The sequence below is a fragment of the Bradyrhizobium sp. BWC-3-1 genome (assembly GCF_032917965.1).
Classification (GTDB): domain Bacteria; phylum Pseudomonadota; class Alphaproteobacteria; order Rhizobiales; family Xanthobacteraceae; genus Bradyrhizobium; species Bradyrhizobium canariense_D.
This window is the reverse complement of sequence record NZ_CP136625.1, coordinates 5,988,342-6,004,352: the sequence shown is the minus strand read 5'-3', so window position 1 is coordinate 6,004,352 and position 16,011 is coordinate 5,988,342. Positions and strand designations below refer to the sequence as shown.

Sequence of the window (16,011 nt, the reverse complement as noted above, 5' to 3'; positions counted from 1 at the left end):
TTCAGTGAGCTATTGCTCAACAGGTGAGCATATGATCGAATGACCGAATGGATCCTGGTCAGTTCGATCTCATTATCTTCGATTGCGACGGTGTGCTCGTCGACAGCGAGCTGTTGAGCTGTCAATGCCTGTCGGACGAGCTGTCCGAATCCGGGATATCGCTGACACTTGCACAAGCGCTGGAGCTGTTCCTTGGACGAAGCACGAGCGCAATTACTCGGCATTATCGCGAGCTCGGCCACGCAATGCCGGTCGATTTTCCGTCCCGGCTGAAGTCGCGCGTGTTGATGGCGTTCGAAAAGGCGCTTCATCCGGTTTCTGATGTCGATATGATCTTGTCGGGCCTGCGGGCACCATTCTGCGTGGCTTCCTCCAGCGACATCGACCGTGTCGCGCTCTCCCTTGACGTCACCGGCCTGCGGGCGCATTTCGGCGACCGGATCTACACCGCGCAGATGGTCAGGCACGGCAAGCCGGCGCCCGATCTCTTTCTGTACGCGGCCGAGCAGATGGGCGCGCAACCTGCGCGCACGCTGGTGATCGAGGATAGTCCGAGCGGCGTGCAGGCGGGCAAGGCGGCCGGCATGACGGTCTGGGGATTTGCCGGCGGCAGCCATTATCGCGGACGCGACGGGCAGGCTATACTGTCGGGTGCGGGGGCCGACCGGGTCTTCGCGCGCATGATCGATTTCTGGAAGGACGCCTGACGCCTGCCATGGCCGCCGAGAACGAAAAGTCCAGGCTCGACGACGCTGCGCGTGCCGGCTGGCTCTATTTCATTGCCGGTCACACCCAGGACGAGATCGCGAAGATGCTCCAGGTGTCGCGCGCGTCGGCGCAGCGGCTGGTGTCGCTATGTCTCGCCGAGCGGCTCATCACCTTCCGGCTCGAACATCCCATCGCCGCGTGCATGGAGCTGGCGGCGCGGTTGAAGGAACGTTTCGACCTTGCCCATTGCGAGGTGGTGCCGGCTGATCCCGCCGCGCCGCAGGCCACAGCGGGCATTGCCGAACGCTGCGCCAACCTGCTCGATTCCACCCTGCGTTCGGAAACGCCCGTCATCGTCGCGCTCGGGACGGGACGCGCCGTGCGCGCCGCGGTCGAGCGCGTCACGCCGATCGACCGGCCCAATCACCAGATCGTCTCGCTCGTCGGCAACATCTCCGCCGACGGTTCTGCGAGCTTCTACGATACCGTCGGCCGGCTCGCCGATCGCACCGGCGCACGGCATTACCCGATGCCGCTACCGTTCCTGATGTCGTCCGAGGACGAGCGCAACAAGATGGTCCGGATCGAGCCGATCGCGAAGGTGAAGGCGGTCGCGGAGAAGGCGGATTTGCGCCTCGTCGGCATCGGCCAGATGGACCAGAAGGCGCAGGTCCATGTCGACGGCTTCGTCACCCGCGACGAATTGTTCGAGATGATGCGGCAAGGGGCGATCGGCGAGATCACGGGCTGGGCCTATGATTCCAAGGGCCGCCTGCTGAAGGCCGGCACCAACAAACGGTTGACCAGCATTCCGCCGGAGGTCCCGGCGAAGACCACGACGATCGGCGCCGCCGTCGGCGCAGCCAAGGTGCCGGCGATCGCGGCGGCGCTGAATGGGCGGCTGATCAACGGTCTGATTACGGACGAGGCGACCGCAAGGGCGATTCTGGAGCGCTGAGGCGGTTCGTCGTTTCCCGCGCGGGGCGCGAGGCAGGGATTTCGCCACCCACGCCGCTGTCGTCGTCCGCGACCCGGCTACGCCAAGGCTTCGCCGGGGTTGAGGTCTGGGGCGCCGAAGGTTTAGCGAAGGCGGCAGGCGGACGATCCAGGACGCCGCAGCGCCGCTTGAGGCAAACCGACAGACGGCACGGAGTACTGGATGCCCCTTCGCGGGGCATGACGGGGAGGGCGACGCACGAGCCCCCCGCATCGCAGCACTCATAAGTTGCCGAAACGTCCGCGCGCCTGCTTGACAACGGCCCGCCCTCAGCCGAACATACGCCCAACGCGTGGGCATATGCTCAAAAGCGCGAGCTTAGGGAGGTCACCGTGAAACACGTCCTCGGCGCCGTTTGTGGCGCGTCTGTCCTGCTGGCTGTCCCCGCGATGGCCGAAACGACCCTGACGATTGCCACCGTGAACAACGGCGACATGATCCGCATGCAGGGGCTGACGGGTGAATTCACCAAGAAGAACCCCGATATCAGCGTCAAATGGGTGACGCTGGAAGAGAACGTGCTGCGCCAGCGCGTCACCACCGACATCGCCACCAAGGGCGGCCAGTTCGACGTCCTCACCATCGGCACCTACGAGGTGCCGATCTGGGCCAAGAAGGGTTGGCTGGTGCCGCTCGCCAATCTCGGCGCCGACTACGACGTCGCCGACCTCCTGCCCAAGATCAAGGATGCGGTCTCGGTCGACGGCAAGCTCTACGCCGCGCCATTCTACGGCGAGAGCTCGATGGTGATGTACCGCACCGACCTGTTCGACAAGGCCGGCCTCAAGATGCCGGAAAGCCCCACCTGGGATTTCGTCGTCGACGCCGCCAAGAAGCTCACCGACAAGAGCGCCGGCGTCTACGGCATCTGCCTGCGCGGCAAGGCCGGCTGGGGCGAGAACATGGCGTTCCTCTCCGCCATGGCCAATTCCTACGGCGCGCGCTGGTTCGACGAGAAGTGGCAGCCGCAGTTCAACACGCCGGAATGGAAGGCGACGCTCACGACCTATGTCGACCTGATGAAGCAGGCCGGCCCTCCCGGTGCGAGCTCGAACGGCTTCAACGAGAACCTCGCGCTGTTCAATGCCGGCAAGTGCGCAATGTGGATCGATGCCACCGTCGCGGCGTCGTTCGTCACCAACCCGAAGGACTCCAAGGTCGCCGACAAGGTCGGCTTCGCGCTGGCGCCCAACACCGGGCTCGGCAAGAACGCCAACTGGCTGTGGGCCTGGAGCCTCGCAATTCCCGCCGGCTCGAAGAAGGCCGAAGCCGCCGAGAAGTTCATCGCCTGGGCCACCAGCAAGGATTACACCAAGGTCGTGGCTGCGAAGGAGGGCTGGGCGAACGTGCCGCCGGGCACCCGAACCTCGCTCTACCAAAACCCTGATTATCTGAAGGTCGCCCCGTTCGCCAAGCTGACGCTGGCCTCGATCGATGCCGCCGATCCGAACAAGCCGACGGTGAAGCCGGTGCCCTACGTCGGCGTGCAATATGCGGCCATCCCCGAATTCCAGGGCATCGGTACGCAGGTGGGCCAGCAATTCTCGGCCGCGCTTGCGGGATCGATGACGGTCGATGCCGCGCTCACCGCGGCGCAATCTTCAACCGAGCGCGAGATGAAGCGCGCGGGTTACATCAAGTGAGCTCGAGCTCTCCCTCCTGAGCTCAGACTTGCGGCCATCCACCGCTCCAGGTGGATGGCCGCCTTCTTCCCGCAAGCGGAGAAGCCAAGAATGGCAACCCGGCAGACGCAGCTTCTCGCACGGACGCTCCTGACGCCGGCCGTCGGGCTGCTGTTCATCTGGATGATCGTCCCGCTCGCGTTGACGATCTATTTCTCGACGCTGCATTACAGCTTACTCGATCCCGGCTCGGAAGCGTTCGTCGGGCTGGAAAACTTCCGCTACTTCCTCACCGACCCCGCGTTCCTCGCCTCGCTCCAGAACACGCTGGTGCTGGTCGGCTCGGTGCTGGCGCTGACCGTCCTGCTCGGAGTTCCGCTGGCGCTATTGCTCGACCAGCCGGTGATCGGCCTCAACATCGTGCGGTTGATGGTGATCGCGCCGTTCTTCGTGATGCCGACGGTGAGCGCGCTGGTCTGGAAGAACCTGCTGATGCATCCTGTGTCCGGGCTGTTTGCCTGGATCGCCTCGCTGTTCGGGTTGACGCCGATTGACTGGTTTACCGACGCGCCGCTGCTCGCCGTGATCCTGATCGTGTCCTGGCAATGGCTGCCGTTCGCGACCCTGATTTTGCTCACCGCGATGCAGTCGCTCGACGAGGAGCAGAAGGAAGCCGCTGAAATGGACGGTGCCAGCGCGGTCTCGACCTTCATCTACATCACGCTGCCGCACCTCGCGCGCCCCGTCACGGTGGTGATCCTGATCGAGACGATCTTCCTGCTCACCGTCTTTGCCGAGATCTACGTCACCACGGGCGGCGGCCCGGGACTCTCGACCACCAACATCGCCTTCCTGATCTATTCGCAGGCACTGATCCAGTACGATGTCGGTACTGCCTCGGCAGGCGGCCTCGTCGCTGTCGTGATCGCCAACGTTGTTGCCTTTTTCCTCGTCCGTATCGTCGGTCGCAACCTGGAGGCATAAGACATGGCGCGTACGGCGACGAGGCAGCGGGTGGTGGTCTCGACCATCGGGGCGTGGTTCTTCGGCTTCCTGATCTTCTTCCCGATCCTCTGGATGGTATTGGCGAGCTTCAAGACCGAGCTCGAGGCTTTCGCGATCCCGCCGTCCTTCCTGTTCTTCCACTGGACCACGGAAAACTACGCGACGGTGCAGGAGCGCAGCGATTATGTCCTCCACGCGATGAACTCGATCATCATCGCCGGCGGCTCGACCTTGATCGCGCTTTTGATCGCGATCCCCGCGGCCTGGTCGATGGCGTTCTCGCCGACCAAGCGCACCAAGGACATCCTGCTCTGGATGCTCTCGACCAAGATGATGCCGCCGGTCGGCGTGCTGGTGCCGATCTACCTGATCTACAAGTCATTCGGCCTGCTCGATTCCCGCATCGGCCTCGTCTTCATCCTGTGTCTCGGAAACTTGCCGATCGTGATCTGGATGCTGTTCACATATTTCAAGGAGATTCCGCGCGACATCCTGGAAGCCGCGCGCATGGACGGCGCCACCATCGGCCGCGAGCTGATCTACGTGCTGACGCCGATGGCGATCCCGGGGCTCGCATCGACCATGCTGCTGAACCTGATCCTGGCCTGGAACGAGGCGTTCTGGACGCTCAATCTGTCGACCTCGAACGCTGCGCCGCTCACCACGTTCATCGCGTCCTATTCGAGCCCGGAAGGGCTGTTCTGGGCAAAGCTGTCGGCGGCTTCCACGTTGGCGATCGCGCCCATTCTCGTCCTCGGTTGGTTCAGCCAGAAGCAGCTCGTGCGCGGGCTCACCTTTGGCGCGGTAAAGTAGGAAGGGCTGCCGGATCATGGGTCAGATCACACTTCAGGACGTGCAGAAATCCTTCGGCCCCGTGCACATCATCAAGGGCGCGGACCTGGAGATCGCCGATGGGTCGTTCGTGGTGTTCGTGGGGCCGTCGGGCTGCGGCAAGACCACGCTCTTGCGGCTGATCGCGGGGCTCGAGGACGTCTCCGGCGGCAAGATCCTGATCGACGGCAAGAACGTGGTCGACACGCCGCCGGCCAAGCGCGGGCTCTCGATGGTGTTCCAGTCCTATGCGCTCTATCCGCATATGAGCGTGCGCGGCAACATCGGCTTCGGCCTGAAGATGGCGGGGCTGGCCAAGGACGAGATCAACCGTAAGGTCGAGGCCGCCGCCGCAACGCTGAACCTCACGCCCTATCTCGATCGCAAGCCGCGCGAGCTCTCCGGCGGCCAGCGCCAGCGCGTCGCGATCGGGCGTGCCATCGTCCGCGAGCCCAAGGCGTTTTTGTTCGACGAGCCGCTCTCCAACCTCGACGCGGCGCTGCGCGTGCAGATGCGGATCGAGGTGACGCGGCTCCAGAAGCAGCTCGGCACCACCGCGATCTATGTCACCCACGACCAGGTCGAGGCCATGACCATGGCCGACAAGATCGTGGTGCTCAACGGCGGCAAGATTGAGCAATACGGCTCGCCGCTGGAGCTCTACGAGAAGCCGGCCAACCTCTTCGTCGCCGGCTTCATCGGCTCGCCCAAGATGAACTTCGTGACCGGCGAGCACGCCTTGCAGAAGGGCGCAGCAACGATCGGCGTACGGCCTGAGCATCTCAAGATCGAGCGCGACGGTGCCGGCGGCTGGCAGGGAACGATCGCGGTGGCCGAGCACCTCGGCAGCGACACCTTCCTTTATGTCGATGCCGGTCAGCTCGGCATGCTGACGGCGCGCTACATCGGTGAGTTGAGCCTGCACGCCGGCGACCATGTATCGCTGCTGCCGGAGCCCGCGCGCATCCATCGCTTCGACGCAAGCGGCAGCGCCATCCGGGGCTGACAAGAAACGGCAAGAATCGGAAAAAGCAACATGTACCTGGAAAAATTCAAGCTGAACGGCAAGACCGCTTTCATCACCGGCGGCGGGCAAGGCATCGGCTTCGCCTGCGCCGAAGCGCTGGCTGAAGCCGGCGCCAGGGTCGTCATCGGCGATCGCGACAGTAAGGTCGCCGACAGTGCAAAAGCCAGCCTGAAGGCGAAGGGGTATGACGCCGAGACGGCGATCATGGACGTCACCGATACCAAGCGCGTGGCGGAAGTGGCCAACGACGTCGTTGCCCGGCACGGCAAGGTGGACATCCTCGTCAACAACGCCGGCATCGCCCGCAGCGAGACGCCGGCGGAGACCGTGACCGACGAGCACTGGCTCAATGTGATCGACGTCAATCTCAACGGCACCTTCTGGTGCTGCCGCGAGTTCGGCAAGCACATGCTCAAGGCGAAGAGCGGCGCCATCGTCAATGTCGGCTCGATGTCCGGCTTCATCGTCAACAAGCCGCAGGAGCAGTGCTTCTACAATGCGTCCAAGGCCGGCGTGCACCATCTGACGAAATCGCTCGCCGCCGAATGGGGCGCGCGCGGCATCCGCGTCAACGCGGTGGCGCCGACCTATATCGAGACGCCGCTCAACGCCTTCGTGAAGAGCAATCCGAGAATGTACGACGCCTGGATCGGTGGAACCCCGATGGCGCGGATGGGGCAGGTCGAGGAGATCGCCTCCGTGGTGCTCTTTCTCTCGTCCGAGGCCGCGAGCCTGATGACCGGCAGCATCGTGCTGGTGGATGGCGGCTACACTTGCTGGTAGGCTTGCGTCAAAACTGACGAGAGCTTCCGGGGGCGACAATGCCGCGAGCGTATATCGGCGTCGATGTAGGGACCACAAGCACGCGGGCAGGGGTGTTCGACGAGGCGGGCACCTTGCTGGCTATCGCACGGCATCCGATCAGGATATGGCCCGAGGCCGGTGACATCGTCGAACAGTCGTCCCAGGATATCTGGGACGCTTGCACGGCGTCGGTGCGGGCCGTGATGGCGGAAGCTGCAATCGCGCCCGACAGCGTCGGCGGTATCGGTTTCGACGCCACCTGCTCCCTCGTGGTGCTCGACCGGCAAGGCGAGCCGCTCACCATCAGCGCCTCCGGCGACCGGCAGCGCAACGTCATCGTCTGGATGGATCACCGCGCCACGGCCGAGGCGCGGCTGATCAACGAAACCGGTGATGCCGTGCTGCGCTATGTCGGCGGCTCGATCTCGCCCGAGATGGAGATGCCGAAACTGCTGTGGCTGAAGCGGCACATGCGCACGAGCTTCGACGCCGCAGGGCACTTCTTCGATCTGGCGGATTACCTGACCTGGCGCGCCACCGGCTCGTTGCAACGCTCGACCTGCACGGTCACTTGCAAATGGAACTACCTCGCGCATGACGGCGGTGGCTGGAGCGCGCCATTCTTCAAGCGCATCGGCCTGTCGGACTTCGTCAACGAGAAATACGCCCGCATCGGCACCGAGATCGTCGCGCCTGGCACGCGGCTCGGCGCCGGTCTAACCGGTACGGCAGCTGCCGATCTCGGCTTGTCACCGGGCACGCCGGTCGGAGCGTCCCTGATCGATGCCCATGCCGGCGGCATCGGCGCCATCGGCGGCCGCGATGAATCGGAGGGCGCGACAGATGTCTGCGACCGCCTCGCCTACATCATGGGAACGTCGGCCTGCATCATGGCGACGACGAAAGAACCGTGCTTCGTACCGGGCGTGTGGGGTCCTTACTATTCGGGCATGGTACCAAATTTCTGGCTCAACGAGGGCGGGCAGTCGGCTGCGGGCGCTGCGATCGACCATCTTCTCAAGTCGCATCCCGGCCACGCCGAGGCGAGCGTGGCGGCGCGCAGCGAGGGCCTCGACCTCATCGAGTTTCTCGAGCGCCGCATCATCGCGCGCGCAGGCGGCGCCAGCCGCGCCGTGCTGCTGGCCCGCAACGTCCATGTGCTTCCTGAGTTCATCGGCAACCGCTCGCCCTATGCCGACCCTGACACGCGCGCGGTGATCGCGGGCCTCGATCTCGACACCGACATCGCCTCGATGGAACGGCTGTTCGTCGCCGGTCTGTGCGGGCTCGCCTATGGGCTTGCCGAGGTGATCGAGGCCTTTACCGCGCATGGCGTCCATTCCAGCATCATGATCATGGGCGGCGGCGCCAGCCGCAGTCCGCTGGTGCGGCAGATCATGGCGGATACGACTGGCCTCACCGTGGCGCTGCCGCAGACCAGGGAGCCCGTGCTGCTCGGCGCCGCGATGCTCGGCGCAGTCGCCGGCGGCGCCTATGCCTCGATCGGCGAAACCATGGCCAAGATGTCGGCGTTGGGACGGAAGAGCGAGCCCACTACGCCCGACATTGCCGCCTTTCACGCCCGCAAGCGCGAGGTCTACAAGTTGCTGCGCGAGGTCGATCGCGGCAGCCGCGCGGCGATGCGTGGAATGGCCGGAGGTTGAAACGGATGTTGATTTCCTGCGGCGACGCGCTGATCGATTTTGTCCCGACGCGAAATACCGACGGGCGCGAAGCGGTGATGCCGGCGGTCGGCGGCTCCTGCCTCAACGTCGCAATCGGCATGGCGCGGCTCGGCGCGCCGACCGGCTTTGTCGGCGGGATCTCGACGGACATGTTCGGGCGCATGATCGCCGACCACGCCGCTGTATCCAATGTCGAGCTCGGTCTCGCCACAAGCAGCGATCACCAGACCACGCTCGCCTTCGTGCGTATCGTTGCGGGAGAGTCGCATTATGCTTTCTACGACGCCGAGACCGCGACGCGGAATTGGACCTACCGGCGCGGCTCTATTCCCTTCGATACGGTCGAAGTTCTCCATGTCGGCTCGACCACGCTGGTCAATGACCAGGGCGCGAGCGAGACCATGGCCCTGATCGCGGACGCACGAGCGTCCTCGACAATCTCCTTTGATCCGAACTGCCGGCCCAACCTCGTGAAGGACAAGCCGGCTTATCTCGCCCGCATGGCCGAGTTTGCCGGCTGTGCCGATCTCATCAAGATGTCAGACGTCGATTTTACCTATCTGTTCGCCGACGAGCCGTATCACCAGCGTGCGAGCACGCTGCTTGCACGCGGCGCGAGCCTCGTCGTCATCACCCGTGGCGACAACGGTGCGATCGCGTGGCATGCGGGGGCAGGACAGATCGAGGTCGCCGCCCCCAAGGTCGTGGTCGCCGACACCATCGGCGCGGGTGACAGTTTTCAGGCGGCGTTGTTGTTCGCCCTGCACAAGCAGGGACGCCTCGCCCGACAGCAACTGAAGGATATCGGCGCGGACGAGCTTCGCGGTGCACTATCCTTTGCTGCCAATTGCGCCGGTCTCACCTGCACCCGTCCCGGTGCCGATCCGCCGTGGAGTCACGAGATTATCTGGAGCTTGTAGCGTCGCGTCACAGCGGTGCCACGACCTTCTCGGCGCATTTGAGGAAGGTCCGGATCAGCGGGCTGTGAGAATCCCGCCGCCAGCAGACCGCGATGTCGATGGAATCGGTCGCATCCCGCAACGGCCGGAACACGATGCCGCGCGGCGCCCCGAGCTGGGCGCAGGCGGGCAGGATGGCGAGGCCTTCACCGGCGAGAACCAGGTTCATCGCCGAATGCACTGTCTCTACCCGGCTCGCAATCGGCATCACGATCTGATGCCGCCGCAGCAGGGCCGCGACCGCGGAGGAGGAGGGGTCGCGCTCCGGCGGCGGCAACGCGATCAGCGGACGGCCTTGTAGTCGTGTCATTGACACCGCGCTCAGGCGCGCAAGCGGCGAACGGTTTCGCACCGCCAGCACGAACGGCTGCGTGCCGATTCGGGCCACCTGGATCTCGGGATGGTGGATCGCCGGCATGCACAGCGCGACCGTGACGCTACGGTCGAGCAGACGCGGCTCGCGCGTCGTGGCACTGAGCTCGGCGAAATCGAGATCGACGCCGGGAACGGATCGCCGCAACTCGGGGATGAGACGCGGCAGCATCGCGTTCGCCAGTACGAACATGTAGCCGACGGACAGCCGACCACGGCTGCCGGCCGCGACCGCGCGCGCGGCCTCGATGCCGTCGGCCGCCAGCGCCAGCGCCTCGCCGGCGCGCGCCAGCAGCGCCTGGCCCGCTTCGGTCAAATCCATGCCGCGCGTGCCGCGGCGGAACAGCGGCGCGCCGACCTCGGCCTCCAGCTTGCGGATTTGGACCGAGAGCGGCGGCTGCGCCATCCGCAGCCGCTCGGCCGCCTTGCCGACGCTGCGCGCCTCGGCGACGGCAACGAAATAGCGGAGCCGGCGAAGATCCATTGGCATACCGAAATCGTATGGGTTGGTGCTCAAAATCGTATTGGACGGCGAGTTAACAAAACTGTCATCCTGGCTGTCAATGCTATCGGCCAACGGCGGCCCGCTTCGGAGCGATGTGACGATGAACGGCGATCCTTGCCTGCTATCCGCAACCGTGCTGCGCGGTCTCATCGCGACAAAGCAGATCTCGCCCGTCGAGCTCACCCGCGCGGTGCTCGCCCGCGCCGAAGCGCTCCAGCCTGAGCTGAACTGCTTCATCACGATCTGCGGCGACGAGGCGCTTGCCGCCGCGCGCGAAGCCGAGCGCAAGCTGATGGCGGGCGAGCCGCTCGGCCTGCTGCACGGCATCCCCGCAACCGTCAAGGACATCGTCAACACCAGGGGTGTCACGACCAGTTTCGGCGCCATTCCCTACAAGGATAATGTTCCGAACGAGGATGCCGTCGCGGTTGCAAGGCTGCGTGCGGAAGGCGCCATTCTGATCGGCAAGACCACGACGCCCGAATTCGGCAGCAAATGCCTGACCGACTCGCCGCTGTTCGGCCGCACCCGCAATGCGTGGAGCGCCGAGCGCTCGTCGGGCGGCTCCAGTGGCGGCGCGGCGGTGGCGGTGGCGAGCGGCATCGCGCCGCTTGCGATCGCAACCGATGGCGGCGGCTCGACGCGGATTCCCGCCGCTTGCAACGGCGTGGTCGGGCTGAAGCAGAGCAATGGCGTCATCCCGCATAGCCAGGCGCTGGACGTGTTCGGCAACCAGACCTATGTCACGCCGATGACGCGGTCCGTCCCCGACACCGCGCTGATGATGCAGGCGATGGCCGGCGAGGATTCTTGCGATCCCTGGTCGATCGGCGTTCCCGTGCCCGACTTCATCGGCACGGCCGCCCCGCGTGGCGATCTGCGTGGGCAGAAAATCCTGTATTGCCTGTCGCCACCCGGACGCCCGGTATCTGTCGACGTCGAGGCCGGCTTCAAGGCGAGCCTCGATCGACTTGCGGGCCTAGGTGCCGAGCTCGAGGAGTTTTCGGGCGAGGGGTTCGACATCGAGCCGATCTGGCGCGCCATCAATCACACGGTCTGGCGGACGCGCTTTGCAAAATTCGCGGCCGAGCATGGGGACGCGCTGAGCGAGGCCTTCCTCAGGCAGCTTGCGCTCGCCACCGACTTCAGCGGCGTTGCCTATCAGGAGGCGATGTTCGCGCGCACGGCGCTGTTCCGCCGGGTGCAGTCCCTGCTTGCGCATGGGCATCTGCTGGCGATGCCGACCCTCACCCGCACCGCCCTGCCGATCGATCAGGACCTGTTCGGCACCATCGAGATCGACGGCAAGCAGTTTGACAGCGTCCGGCCGCACTGGTTCCCCTGGACCATGCCGTTCAACATGACCGGACACCCCGCGCTCAGTCTGCCCTGCGGCTTCGGCCGCGACGGCCTGCCGATCGGCTTGCAACTCGTCGGCCGCTTCCGCGCTGATGCGGACTTGCTGCGCGTGAGCGCGCTGTTCGAGGCGTCGCATGACCTCCTGTCTCGCTGGCCCGGCTGAGGTGAGGCACATGCCGCAAGGGACTTGTTTGCAAAGCACTTGCCTCCGATGCCCGGACATGTTGATCGTGCTGCGGATGAGCCCTGAATCCGAGCGCGCATGAGCGTATTTGTCCTCCGACGTGTGCTGACCCTGCTGGCGACGCTGGTCGGCGCGTCCGTGATCATTTTCCTGGTGCTGGATGCGCTTCCGGGCAACGCCGCGCAGATGCTGATGGGCGCCGACGCCTCGCCAGATGCGGTCCGCGCGCTCACCGTCAAGCTCGGGCTCGACCAGCCGCTGGCGGTTCGCTATCTGCATTGGATCAAAGGGCTGCTCGTCGGCGATCTCGGCAACTCCTATGTCTACGGCACACCGGTCGCCAGCCTGATCGTGGAGCGGCTGGTGTTGACCATCCCGCTCGCGATGATGTCCATGCTGATCACGGTGACGCTGGCGCTCTCGGCCGGCATCTACACCGCCGCCAACCACAACAAGCTCGGCGACGTCGGCGTGATGTCGCTGACGCAGATCGGCATCGCGCTGCCGAATTTCTGGTTCGCAATCCTGCTGGTGCTACTGTTCTCGGTACGGCTGCAATGGCTCTCCGCGGGCGGCTTTCCCGGTTGGGAGGACGGCGTCTGGCTCGGCATCAAGTCGCTGCTGCTGCCGGCGGTGTCGCTTGCGGTCGTGCAGGCCGCGATCCTCGCACGCGTCACGCGCTCGGCTGTGCTGGAAGTGCTGCGCGAAGACTTCGTCCGCACGGCGCGCGCGAAGGGCCTCGGCAAGCGCGAGGTACTGTGGAGTCATGTGCTGCGCAACGCCATGATCCCTGTGATGACGGTCATGGGCCTGCAATTCGCCAATCTGCTCGCCGGCACCATCGTGATCGAGAACGTGTTCTATCTGCCGGGGCTCGGCCGCCTGATCTTTCAGTCGATCGCCAACCGCGACCTCATCGTGGTGCGCAACTGCGTGATGCTGCTCGCGACCATGGTGGTCATCGTCAATTTCGTGGTCGACGTGCTCTATGCCTTCGTCGATCCCCGCATCAAGGTCCATGATCTGTGAGCGCGCCGTTGACCACCCTCGTCGACGCGCCGGCCGTAGCGCGCCCTCTGCCGGCCCGGACCTTCTGGCGCCGCGCGCTGCGTCATCGCAGCTTCGTGCTCGGCGGCGCGCTGAGCCTGCTGGTTCTCGCCTCGGCGCTGCTGTCGCTGGTGTGGACGCCCTGGTCGCCCTATGAGATCGACATCGCGTCAAAGCTCCGGCCGCCCTCGGCCGCGCACTGGCTCGGCACCGACGTCTTCGGCCGCGACATCGTTTCGCTGCTGCTCGCCGGCGCCCGCTCCACCATCATGGTCGGCATCATCGCGGTCAGCATCGGCCTCACCTTCGGCGTCTGTCTCGGCCTCATCGCGTCGGCTAGGCGCGGCTGGACCGAAGAGATCATCATGCGCTTCTCCGATTTCACCTTCGCCTTTCCGGCCGTGCTCTCGGCGATCATGCTCGCCGCGGTCGTGGGGCCCGGCATGGTGACCTCGATCGTCGCCATCGGCATCTTCCAGATCCCGACACTGATCCGGCTGACGCGCGGCTCGGCCAACGCGATCTGGGCGCGCGAATTCGTGCTGGCCGCGCGCGCCGCGGGGAAAGGGCGCTTTCGCATCACCATCGAGCACGTGCTGCCCAACATCATGTCGATTCTGATCGTACAGGCGACGATCCAGTTTGCGCTCGCGATCCTTGCCGAAGCCGCCTTGTCGTATCTCGGTCTCGGCACGCAGCCGCCGCAGCCGTCCTGGGGACGGATGCTGAACGACGCGCAGTCGCTGCTGTTCCAGTCGCCGATGCTCGCCGTCTACCCGGGTGCTGCGATTGCAATCGCGGTGCTCGGCCTCAATCTGCTCGGCGACGGACTGCGCGATCTGCTCGACCCTCGACTGGCGCGGGAGCGATGATGATGAGCGAGCGCTCGTCCATGCCGTTGATCGAGGTTGTCAATCTCGGCGTGCGCCTCAACACCAGCCGCGGGCCGGCGCAGGCCGTGCGCGGCGTCAGCTTTGCGCTGAAGCGCGGCGAGACGCTCGGGCTCGTCGGCGAATCCGGCTGCGGCAAGTCGGTCACCGCGTTGTCGCTGATGGGGCTGCTGCCGGATAGCGCGTCCGTCACCGGCAGCATCAAGCTGGATGGCGGCGAACTCGCTGGTTTGTCGGACGCGGAATATTGTCGGCTGCGCGGCAATCGCATCAGCATGATCTTCCAGGAGCCGATGACCGCGCTCAATCCGATGCACACGATCGGCAACCAGGTCGCCGAGCCGCTGCGGCGTCACAGGAAATTTTCGGCATCGCAGGCGCGGCGAGAGGCGATCGCCTTGCTCGACCGCGTCGGGTTGCCTGATCCGGCCAGGCGCGTCGACGCTTATCCGCACCAGTTTTCCGGCGGCCAGCGTCAGCGCGTCACGATCGCGATGGCGCTCGCCTGCGAGCCCGACCTTCTGATCGCGGACGAGCCGACCACGGCGCTCGACGTCACCATCCAGGGCCAGATCCTCGACCTCATCGCCGATCTCATCGAGGAGCGCGGCATGTCGATGATCCTGATCTCGCACGATCTCGGCGTCATCGCCGAGAACGTGCAGCGCATGATGGTGATGTACGGCGGCACGATCATCGAGAGCGGACCGACCGACGAGGTGTTCCGCCGGATGGGCCATCCCTACACGCAGGGCCTGTTCCGCGCCCGACCGAAACTCGGCGCACGCAAGGGGACGCGGCTGACGACGATATCGGGCACGGTGCCGGAGCTCGCCGATCTGCCTTCCGGTTGCACCTTCGCCGATCGGTGTCCGCTCGTGATCGAGCAGTGCCGGGCTGCGCTTCCAGCAATGGTGGACGTCGGACCGGGCCATTTCGTGCGCTGCATCCGGACGGACGTGTCGATGGCCGAACGCGTCGGAGCGCTGACCGTATGAGCACGGCGCCTCTTCTCGACGTGAAGGATCTCGAGCAGCGCTACACGTTGCCGCGCGAAAGCGTGTTCCGCCCGCCCGGGCAGGTGCGCGCGCTCAACGGTGTCAGCGTGCGGGTCGACGCCGGCAAGAGCCTCGGCATCGTCGGCGAATCCGGCTCCGGGAAGTCGACATTCGCGCGGGTGGTGATGGCGCTGGAGCGGCCGACATCGGGGCAGGTCGCGCTGCTCGGCCGCGACCTCAACCGCATCTCCGCCGACGAGTTGCGCCGCGCCCGCCGCGATTTCCAGATGGTGTTCCAGGATCCCTACGGATCGCTCGACCCGCGCCAGACCATCGCGCGCATCGTCGCCGAACCGCTCACCGTGCTGGAGGGGATTGATCGCACGACGCTACGTGCCCGCGTCTCCGCAGTGCTACGGCAGGTGGGTCTGCGCGATGCCGACATGGAGAAATATCCACACGAGTTCTCCGGCGGCCAGCGCCAGCGCATCGCCATTGCGCGCGCGCTGATCACCCAGCCGAAGCTGATCGTCGCCGACGAGCCGGTCTCCGCGCTCGACGTTTCCGTGCAGGCGCAAGTCTTGAACCTGATGCAGGACCTCCAGGAGCAGTTCGGCCTCAGTTACGTCCTGATCAGCCACGACCTGGCCGTCGTCGACTATCTCTGCGACGAGGTCGCGGTGATGTATCTGGGCCGGATCGTCGAACAGGGCAGGCCTGAGGATTTGTTCGAGCGTTGCGCCCATCCCTATACGCGAGCGCTGCTGGAGGCCGTGCCGCGGGTGCGCGCCGGCGGAGGCCGGCGGCGGCGCGGAGCCCAGGCGATCGCCTCGCAATCGGCGGCCGCGACCGGCTGCCCCTATGTCTCGCGGTGCGCGCTAGCCGACCAGCATTGCCGCGAGGTTCTGCCTGAGCTACGCAAGGTGGGCGAGACGCATCTGGCCGCTTGCCACAAGGCGGAAGCCGTGATGGCGTTGCCGCAATTGCCCGTGGAAGGTTAGCATCCGCGGCAGGATTG

Annotated in this window: 15 protein-coding genes; 14 read left to right on the top strand and 1 reads right to left on the bottom strand. The window is 65.4% G+C overall.

Going from position 1 to position 16,011, the window contains the following annotated elements; genetic code table 11:
* The first annotated feature begins 47 nt into the window (after window positions 1–47).
* From RX329_RS29135 to RX329_RS29095, 9 genes are all read left to right on the top strand, one after another.
* Complete coding sequence (locus RX329_RS29135; protein WP_204510749.1) at window positions 48–707, top strand: HAD family hydrolase; 660 nt, start codon at window positions 48–50, stop codon at window positions 705–707.
* Window positions 708–715: 8 nt separating this feature from the next.
* Window positions 716–1,666 (top strand): sugar-binding transcriptional regulator, encoded by a 951-nt coding sequence (locus RX329_RS29130; protein WP_204510750.1) that lies wholly within the window; start codon window positions 716–718, stop codon window positions 1,664–1,666.
* A 371-nt stretch (window positions 1,667–2,037) separates the two neighbouring features.
* On the top strand, window positions 2,038–3,348 hold the full coding sequence (locus RX329_RS29125; protein ID WP_026233623.1) for an ABC transporter substrate-binding protein: 1,311 nt from the start codon (window positions 2,038–2,040) through the stop codon (window positions 3,346–3,348).
* Between the two features lie 90 nt (window positions 3,349–3,438).
* A complete protein-coding gene (locus RX329_RS29120; RefSeq protein ID WP_085385945.1) occupies window positions 3,439–4,311 on the top strand; it encodes a carbohydrate ABC transporter permease in 873 nt (290 codons plus the stop codon).
* 3 nt (window positions 4,312–4,314) lie between these two features.
* Complete coding sequence (locus RX329_RS29115) at window positions 4,315–5,145, top strand: carbohydrate ABC transporter permease (protein ID WP_026233625.1); 831 nt, start codon at window positions 4,315–4,317, stop codon at window positions 5,143–5,145.
* Between the two features lie 16 nt (window positions 5,146–5,161).
* On the top strand, window positions 5,162–6,169 hold the full coding sequence (locus tag RX329_RS29110) for an ABC transporter ATP-binding protein (protein WP_204510752.1): 1,008 nt from the start codon (window positions 5,162–5,164) through the stop codon (window positions 6,167–6,169).
* Between the two features lie 30 nt (window positions 6,170–6,199).
* Window positions 6,200–6,973, top strand: a complete 774-nt coding sequence (locus tag RX329_RS29105) for an SDR family NAD(P)-dependent oxidoreductase (RefSeq protein ID WP_018458634.1) — start codon at window positions 6,200–6,202, stop codon at window positions 6,971–6,973.
* A gap of 38 nt (window positions 6,974–7,011) precedes the next feature.
* The gene (locus RX329_RS29100; protein WP_026233626.1) at window positions 7,012–8,658 is read left to right on the top strand and encodes an FGGY-family carbohydrate kinase; all 1,647 of its coding nucleotides are present in this window, start codon (window positions 7,012–7,014) and stop codon (window positions 8,656–8,658) included.
* Window positions 8,659–8,663: 5 nt separating this feature from the next.
* The gene (locus RX329_RS29095) at window positions 8,664–9,599 is read left to right on the top strand and encodes a carbohydrate kinase family protein (protein ID WP_247404415.1); all 936 of its coding nucleotides are present in this window, start codon (window positions 8,664–8,666) and stop codon (window positions 9,597–9,599) included.
* Between the two features lie 7 nt (window positions 9,600–9,606).
* Here the strand turns inward: RX329_RS29095 and RX329_RS29090 are convergent, their stop codons facing one another.
* Entirely contained in the window at window positions 9,607–10,494 is an 888-nt protein-coding gene (locus tag RX329_RS29090) for a LysR family transcriptional regulator (protein ID WP_317246452.1), read from the bottom strand.
* 121 nt (window positions 10,495–10,615) lie between these two features.
* Between RX329_RS29090 and RX329_RS29085 the strand changes: the two genes are divergently transcribed.
* From RX329_RS29085 to RX329_RS29065, 5 genes are all read left to right on the top strand, one after another.
* Window positions 10,616–12,037 carry an amidase gene (locus RX329_RS29085; protein WP_026233627.1) on the top strand — a complete coding sequence of 474 codons (1,422 nt, stop codon included), beginning with the start codon at window positions 10,616–10,618 and terminating at the stop codon, window positions 12,035–12,037.
* A 99-nt stretch (window positions 12,038–12,136) separates the two neighbouring features.
* Window positions 12,137–13,087 carry an ABC transporter permease gene (locus RX329_RS29080; RefSeq protein WP_026233628.1) on the top strand — a complete coding sequence of 317 codons (951 nt, stop codon included), beginning with the start codon at window positions 12,137–12,139 and terminating at the stop codon, window positions 13,085–13,087.
* A complete protein-coding gene (locus RX329_RS29075; protein WP_018458640.1) occupies window positions 13,084–13,977 on the top strand; it encodes an ABC transporter permease in 894 nt (297 codons plus the stop codon). The genes RX329_RS29080 and RX329_RS29075 overlap by 4 nt, the downstream gene beginning before the upstream one ends.
* Before the next feature lie 2 nt (window positions 13,978–13,979).
* Complete coding sequence (locus RX329_RS29070; RefSeq protein WP_247393840.1) at window positions 13,980–14,993, top strand: ABC transporter ATP-binding protein; 1,014 nt, start codon at window positions 13,980–13,982, stop codon at window positions 14,991–14,993.
* Complete coding sequence (locus tag RX329_RS29065; protein WP_018458642.1) at window positions 14,990–15,994, top strand: ABC transporter ATP-binding protein; 1,005 nt, start codon at window positions 14,990–14,992, stop codon at window positions 15,992–15,994. Before RX329_RS29070 ends, RX329_RS29065 begins: the two co-directional genes overlap by 4 nt.
* Window positions 15,995–16,011: the final 17 nt, after the last annotated feature.